This window comes from Massilia sp. YIM B02763 (genome assembly GCF_030412015.1).
Classification (GTDB): domain Bacteria; phylum Pseudomonadota; class Gammaproteobacteria; order Burkholderiales; family Burkholderiaceae_D; genus Telluria.
In genome coordinates, this window is the sequence record NZ_JASNRD010000003.1 from 181,456 (window position 1) to 200,970 (window position 19,515).

General features: G+C 69.1%; 14 protein-coding genes. 8 read left to right on the forward strand and 6 right to left on the reverse strand.

Going from position 1 to position 19,515, the window contains the following annotated elements:
* Positions 1-117 precede the first annotated feature (117 nt).
* The 3 genes from QPK32_RS06465 (at position 118) to QPK32_RS06475 (ending at position 4,969) form a co-directional block, all read left to right on the forward strand.
* Positions 118-2,949 carry a tetratricopeptide repeat protein gene (locus QPK32_RS06465; RefSeq protein WP_290411960.1) on the forward strand — a complete coding sequence of 944 codons (2,832 nt, stop codon included), beginning with the start codon at positions 118-120 and terminating at the stop codon, positions 2,947-2,949.
* Positions 2,946-4,217 (forward strand): MFS transporter, encoded by a 1,272-nt coding sequence (locus QPK32_RS06470; protein WP_290411961.1) that lies wholly within the window; start codon positions 2,946-2,948, stop codon positions 4,215-4,217. The genes QPK32_RS06465 and QPK32_RS06470 overlap by 4 nt, the downstream gene beginning before the upstream one ends.
* Positions 4,218-4,321: 104 nt before the next feature.
* Entirely contained in the window at positions 4,322-4,969 is a 648-nt protein-coding gene (locus tag QPK32_RS06475) for a response regulator transcription factor (RefSeq protein ID WP_290411962.1), read from the forward strand.
* Between the two features lie 15 nt (positions 4,970-4,984).
* Here QPK32_RS06475 and QPK32_RS06480 read toward each other — a convergent pair whose 3' ends face one another.
* Both QPK32_RS06480 and QPK32_RS06485 read right to left on the reverse strand, forming a co-directional pair.
* Positions 4,985-6,073, reverse strand: coding sequence for a glycoside hydrolase family 43 protein (locus QPK32_RS06480; RefSeq protein ID WP_290411963.1), 1,089 nt, complete (start codon positions 6,071-6,073; stop codon positions 4,985-4,987).
* An 89-nt stretch (positions 6,074-6,162) separates the two neighbouring features.
* Positions 6,163-7,068, reverse strand: a complete 906-nt coding sequence (locus QPK32_RS06485; protein ID WP_290412185.1) for a LysR family transcriptional regulator — start codon at positions 7,066-7,068, stop codon at positions 6,163-6,165.
* A 99-nt stretch (positions 7,069-7,167) separates the two neighbouring features.
* On the opposite strand from QPK32_RS06485, the gene QPK32_RS06490 reads away from it, so the two are divergent.
* Positions 7,168-7,962, forward strand: coding sequence for an SDR family NAD(P)-dependent oxidoreductase (locus tag QPK32_RS06490; protein ID WP_290411964.1), 795 nt, complete (start codon positions 7,168-7,170; stop codon positions 7,960-7,962).
* A gap of 22 nt (positions 7,963-7,984) precedes the next feature.
* Here the strand turns inward: QPK32_RS06490 and QPK32_RS06495 are convergent, their stop codons facing one another.
* On the reverse strand, positions 7,985-8,947 hold the full coding sequence (locus QPK32_RS06495; protein WP_308632468.1) for an aldo/keto reductase: 963 nt from the start codon (positions 8,945-8,947) through the stop codon (positions 7,985-7,987).
* Positions 8,948-9,128: 181 nt separating this feature from the next.
* Positions 9,129-10,709: a dienelactone hydrolase family protein gene (locus tag QPK32_RS06500; RefSeq protein WP_290411966.1), complete on the reverse strand. Its 1,581-nt coding sequence runs from the start codon at positions 10,707-10,709 to the stop codon at positions 9,129-9,131.
* Positions 10,710-10,839: 130 nt separating this feature from the next.
* Here QPK32_RS06500 and rpiA point away from each other — a divergent pair, with 130 nt between their 5' ends.
* From rpiA to QPK32_RS06515, 3 genes are read left to right on the forward strand one after another with little or no spacing between them, the layout of a single operon-like run.
* Positions 10,840-11,517: a ribose-5-phosphate isomerase RpiA gene (gene rpiA / locus QPK32_RS06505; RefSeq protein ID WP_290411967.1), complete on the forward strand. Its 678-nt coding sequence runs from the start codon at positions 10,840-10,842 to the stop codon at positions 11,515-11,517.
* A gap of 11 nt (positions 11,518-11,528) precedes the next feature.
* Positions 11,529-11,855 (forward strand): hypothetical protein, encoded by a 327-nt coding sequence (locus tag QPK32_RS06510; RefSeq protein ID WP_290411968.1) that lies wholly within the window; start codon positions 11,529-11,531, stop codon positions 11,853-11,855.
* Positions 11,855-13,435: a hypothetical protein gene (locus QPK32_RS06515; RefSeq protein ID WP_290411969.1), complete on the forward strand. Its 1,581-nt coding sequence runs from the start codon at positions 11,855-11,857 to the stop codon at positions 13,433-13,435. Before QPK32_RS06510 ends, QPK32_RS06515 begins: the two co-directional genes overlap by 1 nt.
* A gap of 9 nt (positions 13,436-13,444) precedes the next feature.
* Here the strand turns inward: QPK32_RS06515 and QPK32_RS06520 are convergent, their stop codons facing one another.
* Both QPK32_RS06520 and argA read right to left on the reverse strand, forming a co-directional pair.
* Entirely contained in the window at positions 13,445-13,717 is a 273-nt protein-coding gene (locus QPK32_RS06520) for an oxidative damage protection protein (protein WP_290411970.1), read from the reverse strand.
* 196 nt (positions 13,718-13,913) lie between these two features.
* Entirely contained in the window at positions 13,914-15,227 is a 1,314-nt protein-coding gene (gene argA, locus QPK32_RS06525) for an amino-acid N-acetyltransferase (RefSeq protein ID WP_290411971.1), read from the reverse strand.
* A 55-nt stretch (positions 15,228-15,282) separates the two neighbouring features.
* Here argA and hrpA point away from each other — a divergent pair, with 55 nt between their 5' ends.
* Positions 15,283-19,467 carry an ATP-dependent RNA helicase HrpA gene (gene hrpA, locus QPK32_RS06530; protein ID WP_290411972.1) on the forward strand — a complete coding sequence of 1,395 codons (4,185 nt, stop codon included), beginning with the start codon at positions 15,283-15,285 and terminating at the stop codon, positions 19,465-19,467.
* Positions 19,468-19,515 lie beyond the last annotated feature (48 nt).

The following is a 19,515-nucleotide window of genomic DNA, read 5'->3' on the forward strand; positions in this document are numbered from 1 at the left end:
TGCACTATACTGTCTGCCCTGTCCGGTGGGAGGGTCGCGACCCTGTCCAATGGGTGGTAGACAAGTGCGGTCGTTCGTGATCGCGCATCGACATTGCGGGATCGGCGTACGAACAAGATGCATAGCGAGCAAAAAATCAGTAGCGAATGGCGCGCGGCGTTTGGGCCGTTCGTGCTGGTGCCTTCCGAACGCCTGCTGGAGCGCGACGGCGTGCCGGTCAGGTTGGGCGGGCGTGCGCTCGACATCCTGATCGCACTGGTCGAATCGGCGGGCGAGACGGTGGGCAAGCGCGAGCTGCTGGAGCGCGTCTGGCCGAACATGGTCGTCGACGAAGGCAGCCTGCGTTTCCACATCGTCGCCATCCGCAAGGCGCTCGGCGACGGCGGCGCCGAGCGCTATATCGTGAATACGGCCAACAAGGGCTACACCTTCGTGGCCCGCGTCGAACGCCTGACGGCGCCGGCCGCGATGCCGGGCGCCGTCGCTGCGCCGGCGGACGCCGCCAGGCGCCTGCCGGCCTTGTCGACGGCCGTGTTCGGGCGCGACCGGGAAGTCGAGGCACTGGTCGCCGCGCTGCTGCAGTACCGCCTGACGACGATCGTCGGCGCGGGCGGCATCGGCAAGACGACCACCGCGATCGCGGCCGCGCGGGCCGCGTACCGGCACGTCGGCGGCGACGTGCACTTCGCCGATTTGTCCTCGATCGGCAAGCCGGGCCTGGTCCACGCGACCGTGGCGGAAGCGGTCGGCATGCAGCAGTCGCTGGACAACGCGCAGGCCCTGCTGGACCGGCTCGCCGAGCGCACCTGCCTCATCGTGCTGGATTGCTGCGAGCACGTGATCGACGAGGTCGCGGGCATCGCCGAAGCCCTGGTGCTGCATTGTCCCGGAGTGCACGTGCTGGCGACGAGCCGCGAACCGCTGCGCGCGAACGGCGAATTCGTCTACCGCCTGCAGCCGCTGGGCTTTCCGCCCGAAGGGGAGGGGTTGAGCGCCATGGCGGCGATGGCCTATCCGGCGGTCCAGCTGTTCGTCGAGCGCGCCGCCGCCAGCGGCGCCGGCTTCGCGCTCACCGACGCCGACGCACCCATGGTCTCGAGGCTGTGCCGCGAACTGTCCGGCATCGCGCTCGCCATCGAACTGGCCGCCGGCCGCATCGAGGCGCTCGGCCTGAAGGAAATCGCGATGCATGGCGATCCGTCCGTGACCTTGATCTGGCAGGGGCGGCGCACGGCGGTGCCGCGCCACCAGACGCTGGGCGCGACGCTCGACTGGAGCTTCAACCTGCTGTCGGACGACGAGAAGCGGCTGTTGAGCAGGCTGTCGGTCTTCGCCGGAACGTTTTCGCTCGACGCGGCCCTGGGCATCTGCTGCGAGGGCTACGACCGGCTCGCGGCCCTGGAGCTCGTCGCGAACCTGGTGGCGAAGTCGCTCGTGACCGTCGACGCGGGCGGGGCCGCGCTGCGCTACGGCATGCTGGACACGACCAAGACCTATTGCCGCGACAAGCTGCGCGCCGGCGCCGAGGAAACCGCCGTGACCCGGCGCCTGGCCGATCATTTCCGCGACTGGGTCGTCGCCCAGGCGCAGGCGGGCGACACCGACCCCGAGGCATTCGCGCTCGAGCTGCCGAACCTGCGCATGGCCCTCGACTGGTACCTGCGCGATGCGGACCAGGCGGAAGGGGCGATGCGCCTGGCGGCGGCCCTGTGCCCGCTGCTGCTGCGGTCCTCGCACGTGGCGGAATGCTCGCACTGGGCCCAGGCCGCTCTGGCCGGCCTGCCCGCGGAATTCGCCGGCTCGCCGTTCGAGCTGACGCTGCAGGGGACGCTGGGCCAGTCGCTGACGTTCTCCGGCATAGGCGCGCGCGGCAATGCCGCACAAGCCTATCGCCGTGCGCTCGCCATCGCCGAGCAGCTGGGCGACTCGCGCAGCATGCTGCACCTGCTGTGCCAGTACCTGGTCCTGCTGCACCGCGAAGGCCGCTATATCGACGCGCTCGACACGGCGCGCCAGGCCCAGTCGCTGCTGCAGGAGCTGGACGATCCGGAAGCGCGCGCCGTGGTGGCGTCGCTGATGGGCGTGTGCCTGCACCTGGTCGGCAGGATCGACGAGGCGCTGCAGCAGTGGCAGCGCTGCCTCGCCTATACGGCGCCGCGCGCGTCCGAGCTGGGTTCCGGCCTCGCGTTCGAGTACCACATCCGCGCGCTGTGCGGCATGGCGCGCGGCGCCTGGCTGACGGGGCGCCATGCCCGCGCCTTCGCCGTCGCGGCGGAAACGATCGCGCTGGCGAAACGCCACGGCCATGCGGTCACCTACAGCATCGCCATGATCTGGGCCGGCTCCGTGTATTCGTATGCCGGCGACACGGCGCGCATGACGGCGGTCGCCGACGAGCTGGACCGGGTCGGGCATGCGCATTCGCTGGCGCCGTACCGCTACACGGCCAATGTGATCCGGGGCCAGGTCATGCTGCTGCAAGGCGCGCTGGCCGACGGCGTCGAGCAGATCCGCGCCGCCGTCGATGCCTTGCATGCGGTCGGCTACGAGATGGTCAGCAGCGAGGCGCTGATCGCGATGGCCGGGGGATTGTGCGACATGGGCCTGCATGCGGCCGGCCTGGCGGCCTGCGACGAGGCGGAAGCGATGATCCGCGCCGGCGGCGATTTCCTGCGCGAGCCGGCACTGCTGGTCGTGCAGGGGCGCTGCCTGGCCGCCATGGGACGCCGTGACGAGGCCGAACAGGGCTATCGCAAGGCGATGGCGCTCGCCGGCGAACAGGGCGCCGCGTGGTGCAGGTTGCGTGCCGCCGTCGCGCTGGCCGGGCATCTTCGCGACGACGGCCGCGCGGACGAGGCGCGGGTCCTGTTGCAAGGCTGCCTGGAGGCGGGCCTGGACGAATCGCCCGACCTCGCGTGCGCGCGGGCATTGCAGGCGCTGCTTGTATGAGCCGCAGCGACCCGCCGCACACTGCCGCCACGCGGCGCCGGCGCGCCATCGGCGCCGCCGTGGCCTGCAATGTGCTGGAATTCTTCGATTTCGTCGCCTACGCCTTCTTCGCCGCGCAGATCGGGCGCGCATTCTTCCCGACCCGGGAAGAGGGAGCCAGCCTGCTGCTGTCGGTCGCCGTGTTCGGCGTCGGCTTCGTCGCGCGGCCCGTCGGCAGCGTCGTCATCGGCCGCTTCGCCGACCGCTCCGGCCGCCGTCCGGCCCTCTACCTGACCGCCGTCCTGATGACGTGCGCCACGCTGGGCCTGGCGCTCACCCCGGCCTACGCCGCCATCGGCGTGGCGGCGCCCATCGTCTTTACCGCGCTGCGCCTGCTGCAAGGCTTCGCGCTGGGCGGCGACATCGGGCCGTCAACGGCCTTCCTGCTCGAGATCGCGCCGCCCGGACGGCGCGCCTCCTACGTCGCGCTGCAGTTCGTCAGCCAGGGCCTGGCCGGCATGCTGGCCGCGGCGATCGGGCTGGCGCTGTTCCAGGTGCTGGATGCCGCCGCCATGGATGCCTGGGGCTGGCGCGTGCCATTCGCGTGCGGCCTGCTGCTCGTGCCCGTGGCCCTGTACCTGCGCATCGGCATGCCGGAAACGCTCGCGCCGTCGTCGTCGGCGGCTCCCGTGCCCGTGCCCGTCCGGTGGCGCGCGGGCCACGTGATCCTGGGCATCGGCGCCATCGCGGGCGGCACGGTCGCCACCTACGTCGCCAGCTACATGGCCACCTACGGCACGACGGTCTTGCACCTGTCGGCGGTAAGCGGCCTGCACGCAGCGCTGGCCGTCGGTTTCGCGACCATCGCCGGCGGCATCGGCGGCGGCTGGCTCGCGGACCGCTTCGGACGCTGGCCGGCGATGTTCTGGCCGCGCCTGGCCATGGCGCTGGCCGTCGTGCCGGTATTCATGGTGCTGGCGTCGCGGCGCGATCCGGCGACGCTGCTGGCCGTGGCGGCGGCGCTGGCTTTCCTGACTGCGCTCAACGGCGGCGGCGTGTTGACGGCGATCTGCGAACTGTTCCCTTCCAGGCAGCGCGCCGCCGGACTGGCGTTCGTCTATTCGGCGGGCGTCTCGCTGTTCGGCGGCGCCACCCAGTTCCTCGTGACCTGGCTGATCGGCGCGACCGGCGATCCGCTGGCGCCCGCCTGGTGCGTCGTCGCCGCCAGCCTGGTCTCCATTGCCGCCATCCTGCGCATGCCGGAAACCCGCCCCGCGCCAACGGCGTGAGCGCGCTCCTCACAAGGCCCAACAACTGCTAACTCGACCTGCCGCGTCCTTCCGGCGACACTGATCACCAGACTAGTGTTTGTCATACCAGGATAGGAAGCGACATGAAACAGGAAGGACCAGGACCGGCGATCGTCGTGTCCACAACGATCCAGGAACCGCTGCTGCAGGCCGGCGTGCGCGCGGTGCTCGAACGGGAGCCCGGCATCCGCGTCGTGGAAGAGACGTCGGAGCACCCCGTCGACGTTGCGGTGGTGGATGGCGAGCGTGCCTTCGCGCTCGCCGAAGCGGGGCTGGCCCGTACGCCGTCCGGGCACCGCGTGCTCGCCGTGACGCGCACGGCGCCGATCGACGCGGTGCGCAATGCATTGCGCCAGGGTGTACAAGGATTCGTGCTCAGCACGGTGCCGCTGCACGAGCTGGTGGATGCCGTGCGCACGCTGGCGCGCGGGGGCAATTACCTGTGCCAGACCCTGACCTGGGAGATGGCGACGGGACCGGCGGAGGACATGCTCACGCCGCGCGAGGCGGAGGTGCTGCAACTGCTCGTGCAGGGCGCCTGCAACAAGTCCATTGCGCGCGACCTCGGCATTGCCGTCGGTACCGCCAAATGGCACGTGCGCGCGATCATGATGAAGCTCGACGCCAGCACGCGCACGCAGGCCGCCAGCATCGCGCTGTCGCGCGGGCTGCTCGACGCGGCCGGTTTCGCGGGCGCCGCCGCGGCGGCCCGGAGCAGGACCGCGGCGTGATCGCGGCGCGGCGATTCAGCCGCCGGGCACGAGCGGCCGCGGCGCCACGCCTTCGTTCGTCATCACGACCGGCCGGATCGTACCGTCCTCGTTGAAGAACATGCGCTCGATGGCCATCTCGCGGTGGTGGCCGTCCTTGTCGTTCAAGGGGCGGCGGTGGTAGGCGATGTACCAGTCGTCGGTGCCCGGGATGTTGACGACGGAATGGTGGCCCGCGCCGCGGGCGATCTTGCCGTCCTGTTGCAGGATCTTGCCGATGCGCTTGAACGGACCGTAGGGCGACGCGCTCATCGCGTAGGCGACGCTGTAGTCCGGCCCCGTCCACTCGCCCTCCGACCACATGAGGTAGTACACGCCCTTGCGCTTGGCCATGAACGAGCCTTCCACATAGGCCGGGTCGGGTGTGATCTCCTTGTAGGTCTGGCCGTCGGGGAAGGGGACGACGCCCAGCAGGTCCGGCGCCAGCTTGACGACGTTGGCATGCCGCCAGCCGCCGTAAACCATGTAGATCTGGCCGTCGTCGTCCTTGAACACCATCTGGTCGATCGGCTGGGCGCCGTTGCGGATCTGGCCGACCAGCGGCTTGCCGAGGGCATCCTTGAACGGGCCTTCGGGCCGGTCGCTGACGGCGACGCCGATGCCGCCGACCTGCTCGTTGCTCTTGATGTCGTTGGCGCCGAAGAACAGGTAGTACTTGCCTTTGTGCTCGATGGCCGACGGCGCCCACACGGCGTAGGCGGCCCAGGCCACGTTCTCCACGTCGAGCACGTGCGGGTGCTTCGTCCAGTGCACCAGGTCCGGCGAGGAAAACGCGTTCAGGAAGGTCTGCTTCAGGTAGGGCGCCCAGATCAGCTTCGACTGGGCGCGCATGCGCTGCTGCTCGGGCGTGAAGGACGTCGAGCGGTCCGGCGTGCCGAAATCGTCCGAGTAGGTCGGATAGATCCAGTACCGGCCCTCGAAGATGCGGATCTCGGGGTCGGCGTACCAGCCCTGCACGATCGGATTGGATGCCTGCGCGGGCAGGCCGACGGCGGCCGCGGCGGCGAGCAGCGCGCCGTGCGCGAGAAACAGGCTGCGTTTAACTAAACCCGGTGTGTTCTTCATTGTGTCTGGCGCTCCATGGCGGGGAAAAGGCAATGCTCGTCCATTCTAGGCCGCCCGGATGCGGCGAACAATACTCGGGCTAGGCAACGCTACGCCTGCCTCGCGGCGACCAGCACGTCGATCATCGCCCGCGTCGCGGCGGATTGCAGGCGGTGCGGCGCATAGATCACGGAGAAGGGACGGGTGCGGCCGCGCAGCGCCGGCAACTCCTCGACCAGCTCGCCCTTGGCGATGCGCTCGTGGACGATGAAGTCGTAGCTCTGCGCGATGCCCATGCCGGCAACCGCCAGCGACACGACGCCCAGCACGTCGTCCGATACCTCGACGCTTGGCGCCGGTTGCCATTCGATGTCCCCGCCGCCCTCGCGAAACACCCAGGGAGCGACCCGGCCCGTGCGCGGCAGGATGAACGGAATGCAGCGATGCCGCTCCAGGTCCGCGAGCGCTTGCGGGACGCCGGCCCGTTCCAGGTAGGCCGGCGCCGCGACGAGGCACAGGGTTTCGTCGGCCAGCTTGCGCGCGACCAGTCCGCTGGGGGAAAAGTCGCCCATCCGGATCGCCAGGTCCACCCCTTCGGCGACCAGGTCGACGTTGCGGTTGGTGATGTTCAGTTCCACCTTCACGTCCGGATACCGGTGCGCGAAGCGTGCCAGCAGGGCGGGAATCCGGTAGTGGCCGTACGTGGTCGGCACGCTCATGCGCACCCGTCCGCGCACGGGGCCGGCCTGCCCCTGGAGTTCGCGTTCCGCCTCGTCCAGCAGGTTGAATGCCGCGCGCGCCTGTTCCAGGTAGTGGCGGCCGGCCTCCGTCAACGTCACGCTGCGGGTCGTGCGGCGCATGAGCTGGGCCCCGAGCCGTTGCTCCAGCCGCGTCACCGCGCGGCTCAGCACGGACGGGGTCGTCGAGAGGATCACCGCACCGGCGGTGAACGAACCGTGTTCGGCGACGGCGATGAAGGCTTCCAGGTCGTCGAGATAGTCGAATTGGCGGCTGATTTGGTCCTCCCTGGAACAAATGATTTCCCCGGAGCCCAGTTTATCCGCACAGGCGGAAACAATAAAGTCTGGGGTCGTTCAACTACAGCCGCCTACATCATGGATTTGCAACTGAAGGAAAAGACCGCACTGGTCACGGGAGCGACGGCCGGCATCGGCCTGGCCATCGCCCGGACGCTCGCCAGCGAAGGCGCTGCCGTCGTCGTCACGGGGCGCGACCGTGACAAGCTCGATCGTGCCGTGGAATCGATCGTGGCCGCGGCGCCGGGTGCGCGCGTGACGCCGGTCGTGGCGGACCTGAGCGATGCGGCCGGCGCCGCGGCGGTGACGGGCGCGGTGCCCGACGTGGACATCCTCGTCAACAACCTCGGCTACTACGAGGGCAAGCCGTTCGCCGAGATCAGCGATGCGGACTGGATGCGCATGTTCGACGTCAACGTCATGTCGGGCGTGCGGCTGGCGCGCCATTATTTTCCGCGCCTGCTGGACAAGGATTGGGGACGCGTGATCTTCGTGTCCAGCGAAGTCGGCGCCTTCACGCCGCCGGACATGATCCACTACGGCGTCAGCAAGTCGGCGCAGCTGGCGGTGGCGCGCGGCCTGGCCGAGCTGACGCGCGGCACCGGCGTCACGGTCAACAGCGTGCTGCCGGCCGCCACGCGCTCGGACGGCATCGTCGAGTACCTGCGCCAGACCGCCCCGCGGCCCGGCATGAGCGACGCGGAGATCGAAGCCCATTTCTTCGCGACCTACCGTCCCAGCTCGCTGATCGCGCGCATGATCGACGCGGACGAGGTGGCCGCCATGGTGGCGCTGCTCGCCAGTCCGCTCGGTGCGGCGACGAATGGCGCGGCCGTGCGCGTGGAGGGCGGCAGCTACCGCTCGATTCTGTAATCCCGCACGCGCGTCCGGCCGACTACAGGACCGGCTTCCCGTCCGGCAGCGGCGCCGCCTCGGGCACCAGTCCCTCGGCGCGCAGCTCCTGCCAGAACTGCGCGGGGATCGCCACGTCCATCAGGGCCGCATTGCGTTTCGCGTGTTCCGGGCTGCTGGCGCCGGGGATGGTCGCGGCCACCACCGGATGCGCGAGGCCGAACTGCAGGGCGGCGGCGGCCAGGTCGATGCCGTGGCGCGCCGCGACCTGCCGCAGGCGTTCGCGTTGGGCGATCTTGTCCGGCGTGGCCGGCGCGTAGTCGTAGTGGTCGCCGCCGGCCAGGAAGCCCGAATTGAACGGGCCGCCCAGCACGACGCTCGCGCCGCGTTGCGCGCACAGAGGGAACAGCTCGTCCAGCGGCGTCGTTTCCATCAGCGTGTAGCGGCCGGCCAGCAGGAAGATGTCGGGGTCGGACTGCCGCAGCGCGCGCAGGCAGGGTTCGACCGTGTTCACGCCCAGGCCCCAGCCCTTGATGACGCCTTCCTCGCGCAGCTTGACGAGGCCTTCGAAGGCGCCGCCGGGACCCGCCGCGACGGCGAAGTTGCGGTCGAACTCGTTCCCGAAATAATCCGGCGACAGGTCGTGCACGTAGACGATGTCGATGTGGCCCAGCGCCAGGCGCTGCAGGCTGTCCTCGATCGAGCGGCGTACGCCGTCGGCCGTGTAGTCGAACACGCGCTTGAACGGCAGCGTGCCGACGAAGGGGCTTTCGATGTCGCCCGCCGGATGCGGCGCGAGCAGGCGCCCGACCTTGGTCGACAGCGTGTAGGTGTCGCGCGGGCGCCGCCGCAGCGCCTGGCCGAAGCGGTGTTCGGACAGGCCGGCGCCGTAGTGCGGCGCGGTGTCGAAGTAGCGGATGCCCGCATCCCAGGATGCGTCCACGGCCGCCTGGGCCGATTCCTCGGTGGTCGCGTGGTACATGTCGCCCAGGCCGGTGCCGCCCATGCCGAGGCGCGTGATCGGTCGATAACGCTGGTTCACAGTCGCTCCTTTCTCGTCCGTTGGCGCAAAAGGGCCAGCGCGCAAGCCTGGCCCGGTCGTTCACGCTACACCGCTGAGCGGTGCGCGGGCGCACGGTTGACGATGGGAATTCGATGCGGTCCTGCGCGCTGTGTTCCCGCGTGCGCTATTGCATGGCCGGCGCCGCCTCCAGCGCGCCCAGGCGCTCGCGCGCGTGCGGGTGCGTGGGTTCCAGCGCCAGCGCCTGGCGGTAGCTGGCGATGGCGCCGGCGCGCTCGCCCGCCGCTTCCTGGGCCTGCCCCAGGCCGTCGTACAGGAATTCGAAGCGCTCCGGATACAGGCGCACGCCCAGGGCGAACACCTGCGCCGCTTCGCGCGGGCGCCGTTCGCGCAGCAGCTTCATGCCCCAGTCGTGGACCTGCAGCGGGTCGAGCGACAGCTCCGGGTTCTGCGCATGCAGCTGGTCGTAGATGGCGCCGATGCGCTCGAAGCCCTGGCGGCCGAGCTGGTCGAGGAAGGTGTCCATGGTGGGCGCCGGGCTGGCGGCGCGGCGCACGGCGAGCGACACCAGGCCGGGCGGGGTGGCGTTCGGCGCGAGGTCGGCGTCGAGCAGGCGCAGGGCGGCGGCGTCGTTCTTCAGGCGGGCGTCGAGGAAGCGCTGCACCGTGCGCGCCATCGCGCCGTAGGCGGCCTCCGCCCGGGCGCGCGTGCGGCCGCGGAAGGCGCTGTCGGGCGCCATGCGCAGCGACCACGACGAGAAGTCCATGTGGCTCGCCGCTTCCATGGTGGCCAGGTAGATGTCGGCGTAGCGCATGCGTGCCAGCAGGTCGGCGCCGATGCCGCTGTCGATCTCGCCCTTGTCTTGATCGCCGCCTTGCCCGCCGCCCTGCAGGCGCGTCACGTACAGCAGCGGCACGGCCAGGCGTTCGGGCGTCACGTAGCGCGCCGAGCGCGGGCCGCCGTTCACGTATTCGAAGGCGGCGCGCAGCGAGCCGTCCAGGCTGACGAGGGCGCGGATGCGGTCGTCGCGCGCCGCGGCCAGCACGTTCGACAGGCCTCCCCAGCTGTAGCCGACCACGCCGATGCGCGTCGTGTCGGCCTGCTCCAGCGTATGCGCGTAGCCGACCAGGAAGCCGATGTCGTTTGCCTGGGCTTCGGCGCCTTCCAGGTCGGCCGTCATCGCATGCGAGCGCGCGCCCAGCGAGGCGCTGGCGATCACGATGTAGCCATGGCTGGCCAGGTATTCGCAGAGGTCGGCGTTTTCCATCGCATAGGCGCTGTGGCTGGGCGCGTAGATCACGACGGGGAACTTGCCGGGCCGCTCGGGCGCGTCGCGCAGCGCGCGCACCCGCTGCGCCATGGCGGCCGGCACCTGCGGCGCGCCCGCGGAGCGCTGCCGGACCAGCAGGTCGGTGGCAAGCCGTACCTGGTCCGCGGTGCGGCTGAATTCCTCCTCGGTGGCCACGGTGGCCACGTAGTCGCGGTAGGAGAGCGGGGCGCCGTGGCCGATCGCCGGATACCAGACCAGCGTCTGGATCGGCCGCGAACGGTCGCCGCCATTGGCCTGGGCCGTGACCGGATTGCGCGCATGCTGGTAGACGCGCGCCCGGTCGTACTGCTGCTTCACGTGCAGGCCCACGCGGTAGGGGCCGGAGGGCAGGAAGGACTGGAGGTCGGCGGCGCTGGCGACGCCCAGCGCGAGCGTCAGCAGGGAAGCGAGCAGGAGGGCAGGCAGGAATCGGGACATGGCGGTCGATGTGTTTCTTTGGTTGCAACATTATAATGCCGAATCGACAAAAACCTGTGCAAGGATTTGGCGGAAGTACACGCCGTATCCGCTAGAATGGCGGATTCCTTTACTCCCACCAAGCATCATCATGACCCAGGACGAACTCAAGCAGGCAGTGGCCCGCGCCGCCATCGACTACGTGGTCGACGGCGAGATCATCGGCGTCGGCACCGGCTCGACCGCCAATTTCTTCATCGACGAACTCGGCAAGATCAAGGACCGCATCAAGGGCGCGGTGGCGTCGTCGGAAGCGACGGCGGCCCGCCTGCGCGGCCACGGCATCGAGGTGCTCGACCTGAACGATGTCGAGTCGATTTCCGTCTACGTCGACGGCGCCGACGAGATCGACGCCTCGGGCGCGATGATCAAGGGCGGCGGCGCCGCGCTGACGCGCGAAAAGATCGTGGCCTCCGTGTCCGGCAAGTTCGTCTGCATCGCCGACGGCTCCAAGCTGGTCGACACGCTCGGCAAGTTTCCGCTGCCGGTCGAAGTGATCCCGATGGCCGCGAATGCCGTCAGCCGCAAGCTGGCCCTGCTGGGCGGCCAGCCGCGCCTGCGCACCAAGGCGGGCGGCACGGACGCCTTCGTCACCGACAACGGCGGCTACATCCTCGACGTGGCCGGCCTGTCGATCACGGACCCGGTGGCGCTGGAAACCGAGATCAACCAGATCGTCGGCGTGATCGCCGTCGGCCTGTTCGCCCAGCGCGGCGCCAACGTCTGCCTGCTGGGCACCGGCGACGGCGTCAAGACGATGGCCTTCTGACCGGGACCGCCATGACGCGCCTGCTCGCCGCCGTCCTCCTGCTGTCGCTCGGCGGTTGCGCCGCGTACCGCAGCGTGTTCCCGGAGCCGGTCGCGCCGCCGGCCCCGGCGCCTGCGGCAGCGGCCCGGTCCGAAAGCGACGCCATCCAGAAGATCCCGTTCCGCACCGGCGTCTCCTCGGCCACGGTCGAGAAGCTGGCGCGCCAGCAGGCCTGCACGGGCGGGCAGGGCGCCGGCCTCGTCACCGAGCCGGGACCGGTCGAGGTCTATCGCATGGTGTGCGACGACGGCAAGGTGTTCATGGCGCGCTGCGAGCTGCGCCAGTGCCGGCAGATGTAATGCGCATGCGTTCGCTGGCCTTGCTGCGCAATGCGCCGGACGCCGTGCCTGCCGGCCGCGCCGGCATTGGCGCGCGGCGCGGATGGGGGCCGTCGCCGCGGGCGTTCGCCGTCCAGCTGGCCTTCATCCTGCTTGCCCTGCTGGCGAGCCGGCCCTACCTGGTCGGCGACTTTTTCGAATACTGGCTGACGACGATCGCCATCGCGCGCCACGGCACGCCGGACGTGCGCGCGGACGATGCGGCGCTGGCCGCGGCGCTGGCGCCCGATGCCAACTACCGCGCGCTGTTCGACGGCATCCGCGACGATATCGCGCGCGGCGGCAAGGACTCCCTGCCGGGCCTGCATCGCGGCAAGGACGGCGACATGTTCCCCATCCACTTCTTTGCCTACCCGGCCCTGGCGGCGCCGGCGTTCCGGCTGCTGCAGGGCGTCGGCGCCAATCCCATGAAGGCCTTCCAGGTCGTCAACTTCGCGGCTTTCTGGCTATTGGGGCTGGTGCTGCACCGCTTCTTCGGCTCCGCGCGGCGCGCCTTCGTGGGGCTCGGGCTCGTACTGGGGACCGGCGGCATCCTGTACATCAACTGGGGCGGACCGGAAATGGTCACCGCCTGCGCCTGCCTGGCCGGCACCCTGCTGTTCGTGCTCGGCCGGCCGCTGGCCGGCGGCCTGCTGGCCGGCGTGGCGGCGATGCAGAATCCCTCACTCGTCTTCGTCGCCGCGTTCGCCCCGCTGTTCAGCCTGCTGCACGACCGCGCCGAAGGCCGGCCGCATCCATTCACGGGCTGGCGCGCCGTGCTGGGCGATGCGCGCCTGCACGGGGCGTTGCTGCTGGGCGTGCTGGCATTGCTGCCGTTCGCTTTCGGGCTGTGGCAATGGCATGTGCCCAGCATTATCGGCCGCGACTGGACCGATCCCCACCTGGTCGGGCCGCAGCGGCTGTTTTCCTATTACTTCGACCTGGACCAGGGCATGATCCTGGCGGTGCCCGGCATCCTGCTGCTGCTGGCCGGGATCGTTCCGCGCCGGCCCGTGCCACGGCTGGCGGCGGTGCTGGCCCTGCTGTTCATGCTGGCGCTGGCCGTGCCGACCTTGTCGGCGCAGAACTGGAATCCCGGCGGCGTGGGCATCCTGCGCTATGTGTTCTGGGGCGCCATGCCGCTGCTGTTGCTGGCGTTCGGCTGGCTGCGCACGCGCTCGCGCTGGCCGCTGGCCTTGCTGTGCGCGGCGTTCGCGCTGCAGGCGGCCGCCATGGTGCACGCCAAGAAATACGGGCACACCGAATTCAGTCCGCTCGCGCGGCTGGTGCTGGCGCATGCGCCGGCGCTCTACAACCCCGATCCGGAAATTTTCTTCGAGCGCAGCCGCGGCACCGAAGACGGCATGGACATCCATGGGGTCGTGGTGTGGCCCAGGCAGGGGCCGGTGCGGAAAGTACTGTTCAATGTGGAAAGCCGCCGCGTCGACGAGGTGTTGTGCCCGCGGGGCCAGCGCCTGTCCGGCGCCTTGCCGCTGGTGGAGCGGCGCGATGGATGGCGTTACCTGAACGGCGCGCCGGCCTGCGTGCCGGCGGCGCCGTAGGCAGCCGTATCAGGCGCTCGGCGGCACGTAACCGGCGGCCTGGTCGGCGCCTTCGCCGAAGAAGTGGCGTTCCATCTGGGTGGCCAGGTATTTGCGCGCGCGGGCGTCGGCCATGTTCAGGCGGTTTTCGTTGATCAGCATGGTCTGGTGCTTGAGCCAGCCGTCCCAGGCTTCCTTCGACACGCTTTCGTAGATGCGCTTGCCCAGTTCGCCCGGGTACGGCGGGAAGGCCAGGCCTTCGGCTTCCTTGTTCAGTTTGATGCAGTGGACGGTGCGGGCCATGTTCTTGCTCCTGGTTGGTATGCGAAAAACGTGATTATACGGGGAGCACAAAAATTCTACCGGCGCTCGTACGTCGTCCCTGAGAAGGCAGGGACCCAATGTTGCGTCCGAAGTCGCATCGTGAATTGGGTCCCTGCCTTCGCAGGGACGACGCTATGTGAGGTTCGTGCTGAGGTTCGTGCTGAGGTTCGTGTGTTTACAGCGTCTTGATCAGCACCTGCGAGCGCCGCTGCCAGTTGTACATGTGCGCGCGGTCCTTCGGCAGGTCCTCGACGGTGGCCGGCACGAAGCCGCGCTTCTTGAACCAGTGCGAGGTGCGCGTGGTCAGCACGAACAGCTTGGTCATGCCGGCGGCGCGCGCGCGGTTTTCCATGTGCTTCAGGATGCGTTCGCCGTCGCCCTGGGCTTGCGCGTCGGGGCTGACGGTCAGGCATGCCATTTCGGCCATCTTGTCTTCCGGGAACGGGTACAGGGCGGCGCAGCCGAAGATGATGCCGTCGTGGTCGATCACGGAGAATTGCTCGATCTCGCGTTCGATGAGCTCGCGCGGGCGCTTGACGAGGGTGCCGTCGGCTTCCAGCGGTTCGATGAGCTTGATAATTCCGCCGACGTCCTCAATTGTGGCCTTGCGCAGGCTCTCCAGGTTCTCGTGCGTGATCATGGTGCCCACGCCGTCGTGGGTGAACAGTTCGAGCAGGGCCGAGCCGTCCAGCTGGTACGGGATGATGTGGGTACGGTCGACGCCGCTGTTGCAGGCCTTGATGGCGTGCTGCAGGTAGAACGCGGCATCCGATGGCAGGAAGCCGGCCTGCAGCACGGCTTCGGCCAGGTGCGAGGACAGTTCGCGGATCTCGGCGCCGCCGGCGTCCTTCATCAGCGAGGTTTCCGTGATGAAGATGAGTTTTTCGGCGTGCAGGGCGATCGCGGCGGACATCGCCACGTCTTCCATGGTCAGGTTGAACAGTTCGCCGGTGGGCGAGAAGCCCAGCGGGGACAGCAGGACGACGTTGTCCTCGGTGTCCAGGATGGTCTGGATCTTGTCGGCCGCGACCTTGCGGGTGACGCCCGTCAGTTCGTGGTCGACGCCGTCGATCACGCCCAGCGGGCGGGCCGTGACGAAATTGCCGGAGACGACGCTGATGTGCGCGTTCGACATCGGCGTGTTGGGCAAACCCTGGCTGAACGCCGCCTCGATGTCCAGGCGCAGTTCGCCGGCCGCTTCCTTCGCGCATTCCATCGCGGCGATGTCGGTGATGCGCACGCCGTTATGGAAGCGCCCCTCGACGTTGCGCAGCGCGAGCTGTTCGGCGACCTGGGGGCGCGAACCGTGCACGAGCACGATGCGGATGCCCAGGCCGACCAGCAGGGACAAGTCCTGGGCCAGCACCGGCAGGGCGCCGGCCGCGGCCAGTTCGCCGGGGAAGGCGACGACGAAGGTCTTGCCGCCGAATGCGTGAATGTACGGCGCGACGGAGCGCAGCCACTGGACGAATTGGGTAGGGTTTTCCATTTGCCGCATTATAATTCGCTGCGCGATTTGCGCACCAAATACCTCGTAAAAATCAATGTCTGAACAGAGTAACAAGCCTGCGCCGAATGGAGCGCGCGCCGCTTCCCCCGATCGCCATCCGAACCAGCGCCGTGCCGCCGCCCCGGGCCGCAACGGCGCGCTGGCCGATGCGCTGGCGCAGGCCCAGGTGCGCACCGCGCCGGCGCAGCCCGCGCGCGAGGGCGCCAAGGAGCGCAAGGGGCATGAAGGACGCGGCCAGCGCGAAGAGCGTGGACCGCGCGACGACGCGCGCCGCGGCGGTGCATCGAAGGATGCAGAGCGCAAGGCCGCCGCGCGTAATCCTCTGCCCCCGATCACCTTTCCGGAAGACCTGCCCGTCTCGGGCCGGCGCGCGGAAATCGCCAAGGCGCTCACCGAGCACCAGGTGATCATCGTGTCCGGCGAGACCGGTTCGGGCAAGACCACCCAGCTGCCGAAGATCTGCCTGGAGCTGGGGCGCGGCGAGAAGGGCCTGATCGGCCACACGCAGCCGCGCCGCATCGCGGCATCGTCCACCGCCAAGCGCATCGCCCACGAACTGGGCTCGCCGCTGGGCGAGCATGTGGGCTTCAAGGTGCGCTTCAATGACACGCTGACGTCCGGCGCCTGGGTCAAGCTCATGACCGACGGTATCCTGCTGGCCGAGACCCAGACCGATCCGCTGCTCAAGGCCTACGACACGATCATCATCGACGAGGCGCACGAACGCAGCCTGAACATCGACTTCCTGCTCGGCTACCTGAAGCAGATCCTGCCGCGCCGTCCCGACCTGAAGGTGATCATCACCTCGGCGACGATCGACGCCGAGCGCTTCGCGCGCCATTTCGGCACGCCGGACAAGCCGGTGCCCGTGATCGAGGTGTCCGGCCGCCTGTACAAGGTCGAGGTGCGCTACCGCCCCGTCGAGCGCGACCAGGAGTTCGCGCCGGCCGCCGACGGCAAGTCCGTCTCCAAGGCGCAGGCCGCGCGCGACAAGCGCGACCTGATGGATGCCGTCGTCGACGGCGTCGACGAATTGTGCCGCCTCGGACAAGGCGACGTGCTCGTGTTCCTGCCCGGCGAGCGCGAGATCCGCGACTGCGCCGAGGCGCTGCGCAAGCACCATCCGCCGCACGTCGAGATCCTGCCGCTGTTCGCGCGCCTGTCCGTCGAGGAGCAGGACCGCGTGTTCCGCACCACGAACGCGCGCCGCATCGTGCTGGCCACCAACGTGGCCGAGACCTCGCTGACCGTGCCCGGCATCCGCTACGTGGTGGACTCGGGCCTGGCGCGCGTGAAGCGCTACAGCTACCGCAACAAGGTCGAACAATTGCAGGTCGAGCCGATCGCGCAGTCGGCCGCCAACCAGCGCGCCGGCCGCTGCGGCCGCGTGGCCGACGGCGTCTGCATCCGCCTGTACGAGGAAGAGGACTTCCTGCAGCGTCCCAAGTTCTCGGACCCGGAGATCCTGCGCTCGTCGCTGGCGGCCGTCATCCTGCGCATGAAGTCCCTGCACCTGACGGACGTCGAGACCTTCCCGTTCGTCGAGCCGCCGCAGGGCCGCGCCATCGCCGACGGCTATCAATTGCTGCAGGAGCTGGGCGCCGTCGACGACGCCAACCAGCTGACCGCCATGGGCCGTAAGCTGGCCAAGCTGCCGCTCGACCCGCGCGTGGGCCGCATGATCCTGGCCGCCGTCGACAACACCTGCCTGACCGAGATGCTGATCATCGCGTCCGCGCTGTCGGTGCAGGATCCGCGCGACCGGCCCATGGAGTACCAGCAGCAGGCCGACGAGAAGCACAAGAAGTTCGCCGACGAGAAGAGCGAGTTCCTCAGCTTCGTCAAGATCTGGCGCTGGTTCGAGCAGGCCATCGAGAACAAGAAGACCAACCGCCAGCTGCAGGAAAACTGCCGCGAGAACTTCCTGTCGCAGGTGCGCCTGCGCGAGTGGCGCGACGTGCATTCGCAGCTGCTCACCATCGTGCGCGAGCAGGGCTGGCGCCTGAACGAGCTGCCGGCGACCTACGACCAGGTGCACCTGGCGCTGTTGACGGGCCTCCTCGGCAACATCGGCTACAAGATGGAAGAAGAGGGCGCCGGCGGCGCCTACCTGGGCGCGCGCGGCATCAAGTTCCACATCTGGCCTGGCTCCTCGCTGGGCAAGAAGGCCGGCAAGTGGATCATGGCGGCCGAACTGGTCGAGACGACGCGCCTGTACGCGCGCTGCGTCGCCCAGATCCAGCCCGAGTGGGTCGAGAAGATCGGCGGCCACCTGCTGAAGAAATCGTGGGGCGAGCCGCGCTGGGAAAAGCGCACGGCGCAGGTGACGGCCGCGGAGCGCGCCACGCTGTACGGCATCGTCGTCTACAGCCAGCGCCGCATCAACTACGCGCTGCACAACCCGGCCGAGGCGCGCGAGATCTTCATCCGCGACGCGCTGGTGGCGGGCGACTACGACACGCGCGCGCCGTTCTTCGCCCACAACCACAAGCTGGTGCGCGAGATCGAGAACCTCGAACACAAGTCGCGCCGCCTGGACGTGCTGGTCGACGACCAGCTGATCGCCGCCTTCTACGACCAGCAGATCCCGGCCGACGTGGTGAACGGCGCCGGCTTCGAGAAGTGGTACAAGGACGCGTCGCGCGACAATCCGAAGCTGCTGTACCTCGTGCGCGAGGAGTTGATGCGCCACGAGGCGGCCGGCGTCACGACCGAGCTGTTCCCGAAGACGATGAACGTCACCGGCATCGAGATGGGCCTCACGTACCACTTCGAGCCGGGCAGCCCGCGCGACGGCGTGACCTTGACGGTGCCGCTGTTCGCGCTGAACCAGATTCCCCAGGAGCGTCCGGGCTGGCTGGTGCCGGGCATGCTGAAGGAAAAGGTACAGCTGCTGTTGAAATCCCTGCCGCAGAAGCTGCGCCGCCACTGCGTGCCGCTGCCGGAGTACGCGGCGAACTTCTTCGACCGCAACCAGGACCCGGTGCGCTTCGGCCGCGGCGACCTGATCGACGCGCTGATCGCGGACATCCACGCCCACACCAGCGCGCGCGTGCTCACGACCGACTTCAAGCTGGAGACGCTGCCGGCCCACCTGTCGATGAATTTCAAGGTGGTCGACGAGCATGGGCGCCAGCTCGACATGGGCCGCAACCTCGCCACGCTGCAGGCCGAGCTGGGCGGCCAGGCGCGCCAGAGCTTCCAGCGCATGGCGGAAAGCGCGCCGGCGTCGGGAGAACGGATGCAGGCGGCGTTCGGCGGCGGCGCCAAGCCCGCGAAGGCGGGCGCGCCCGGGGCTGCTGCTGCTGCTGGTACTGCCGCCGGCAAGGGCAGCGCACCCGCGCCGGAGCAGAAGGCGCCGGCCGTCAGCCAGCACACCAACATCACGTCGTGGACGTTCGGCGAGCTGCCGGAGCTGCTGGAGATCACGCAGGGCAAGCTGACGCTGATCGGCTTCCCGGCGCTGGTCGACAAGGGCAACCACTGCGACCTGGAAGTGTTCGACGACCCGAACGTGGCCGCGCGCACCCACCGCATCGGCCTGCGCCGCCTGTTCGCGCTGCAGTTCAAGGAACAGCTGAAGTTCGCCGAGAAGAACGTGCCGGGCCTGCAGCAGATGGGCATGCAGTTCATGTCGGTCGGCTCGCCCGACGAATTGCGCGAGCAGATCGTCAGCAAGGCCATCGACATCGCCTGCCTGCAGGATCCGCTGCCGCACGACGCGGCCTCGTTCAACAAGCGCAAGGACGAAGGCAAGGGCCGCCTGGGCCTGCTCATCAACGAGATCGCGCGCCTAGTGGGCCAGATCCTGGCCGAGTTCCACGGCCTGCCCAAGCGCCTGCAAGGCTTGCCGCCGGCCGTGGCCAGCGACATGCAGTCGCAGTTGCAGGGCCTGGTGCACAAGCGCTTCGTGGCCGAGACGGAGTACAGCCAGCTGGCGCACTTCCCGCGCTACCTGAAGGCGATGAACATCCGTCTCGAAAAACTGCGCGGCAACCCGTCGCGCGACGCCCAGCTGATGGCCGAGTGGCAGACCGCCGCCTCGCAGTTCCAGCGCACGGTCAAGAACCAGCCGCTGAAGAACCTCGATCCGCGCATGATCGAGTTCCGCTGGATGCTGGAAGAGCTGCGCGTGTCGCTGTTCGCGCAGGAGCTGCGCACGCCGATGCCGGTGTCGAGCAAGCGCTTGCAGAAGGTGTGGGAGTCGATGCTGCGTTGAGCGGCGGTTGTTGGCCGCGCGGACGCGTGGATTTTCGTAGGGTGGACG

Excerpts from the sequence above, each read along its gene's own strand:
- QPK32_RS06465 (WP_290411960.1), top strand. The coding sequence starts at position 118 with ATGCATAGCGAGCAAAAAATCAGTAGCGAATGGCGCGCGGCGTTTGGG.
- QPK32_RS06470 (WP_290411961.1), top strand. The coding sequence starts at position 2,946 with ATGAGCCGCAGCGACCCGCCGCACACTGCCGCCACGCGGCGCCGGCGC.
- QPK32_RS06475 (WP_290411962.1), top strand. The coding sequence starts at position 4,322 with ATGAAACAGGAAGGACCAGGACCGGCGATCGTCGTGTCCACAACGATC.
- QPK32_RS06480 (WP_290411963.1), bottom strand. The coding sequence starts at position 6,073 with ATGAAGAACACACCGGGTTTAGTTAAACGCAGCCTGTTTCTCGCGCAC.
- QPK32_RS06490 (WP_290411964.1), top strand. The coding sequence starts at position 7,168 with ATGGATTTGCAACTGAAGGAAAAGACCGCACTGGTCACGGGAGCGACG.
- QPK32_RS06495 (WP_308632468.1), bottom strand. The coding sequence starts at position 8,947 with ATGGGCGGCACCGGCCTGGGCGACATGTACCACGCGACCACCGAGGAA.
- QPK32_RS06500 (WP_290411966.1), bottom strand. The coding sequence starts at position 10,709 with ATGTCCCGATTCCTGCCTGCCCTCCTGCTCGCTTCCCTGCTGACGCTC.
- rpiA (WP_290411967.1), top strand. The coding sequence starts at position 10,840 with ATGACCCAGGACGAACTCAAGCAGGCAGTGGCCCGCGCCGCCATCGAC.
- QPK32_RS06510 (WP_290411968.1), top strand. The coding sequence starts at position 11,529 with ATGACGCGCCTGCTCGCCGCCGTCCTCCTGCTGTCGCTCGGCGGTTGC.
- QPK32_RS06515 (WP_290411969.1), top strand. The coding sequence starts at position 11,855 with ATGCGCATGCGTTCGCTGGCCTTGCTGCGCAATGCGCCGGACGCCGTG.
- QPK32_RS06520 (WP_290411970.1), bottom strand. The coding sequence starts at position 13,717 with ATGGCCCGCACCGTCCACTGCATCAAACTGAACAAGGAAGCCGAAGGC.
- argA (WP_290411971.1), bottom strand. The coding sequence starts at position 15,227 with ATGGAAAACCCTACCCAATTCGTCCAGTGGCTGCGCTCCGTCGCGCCG.
- hrpA (WP_290411972.1), top strand. The coding sequence starts at position 15,283 with ATGTCTGAACAGAGTAACAAGCCTGCGCCGAATGGAGCGCGCGCCGCT.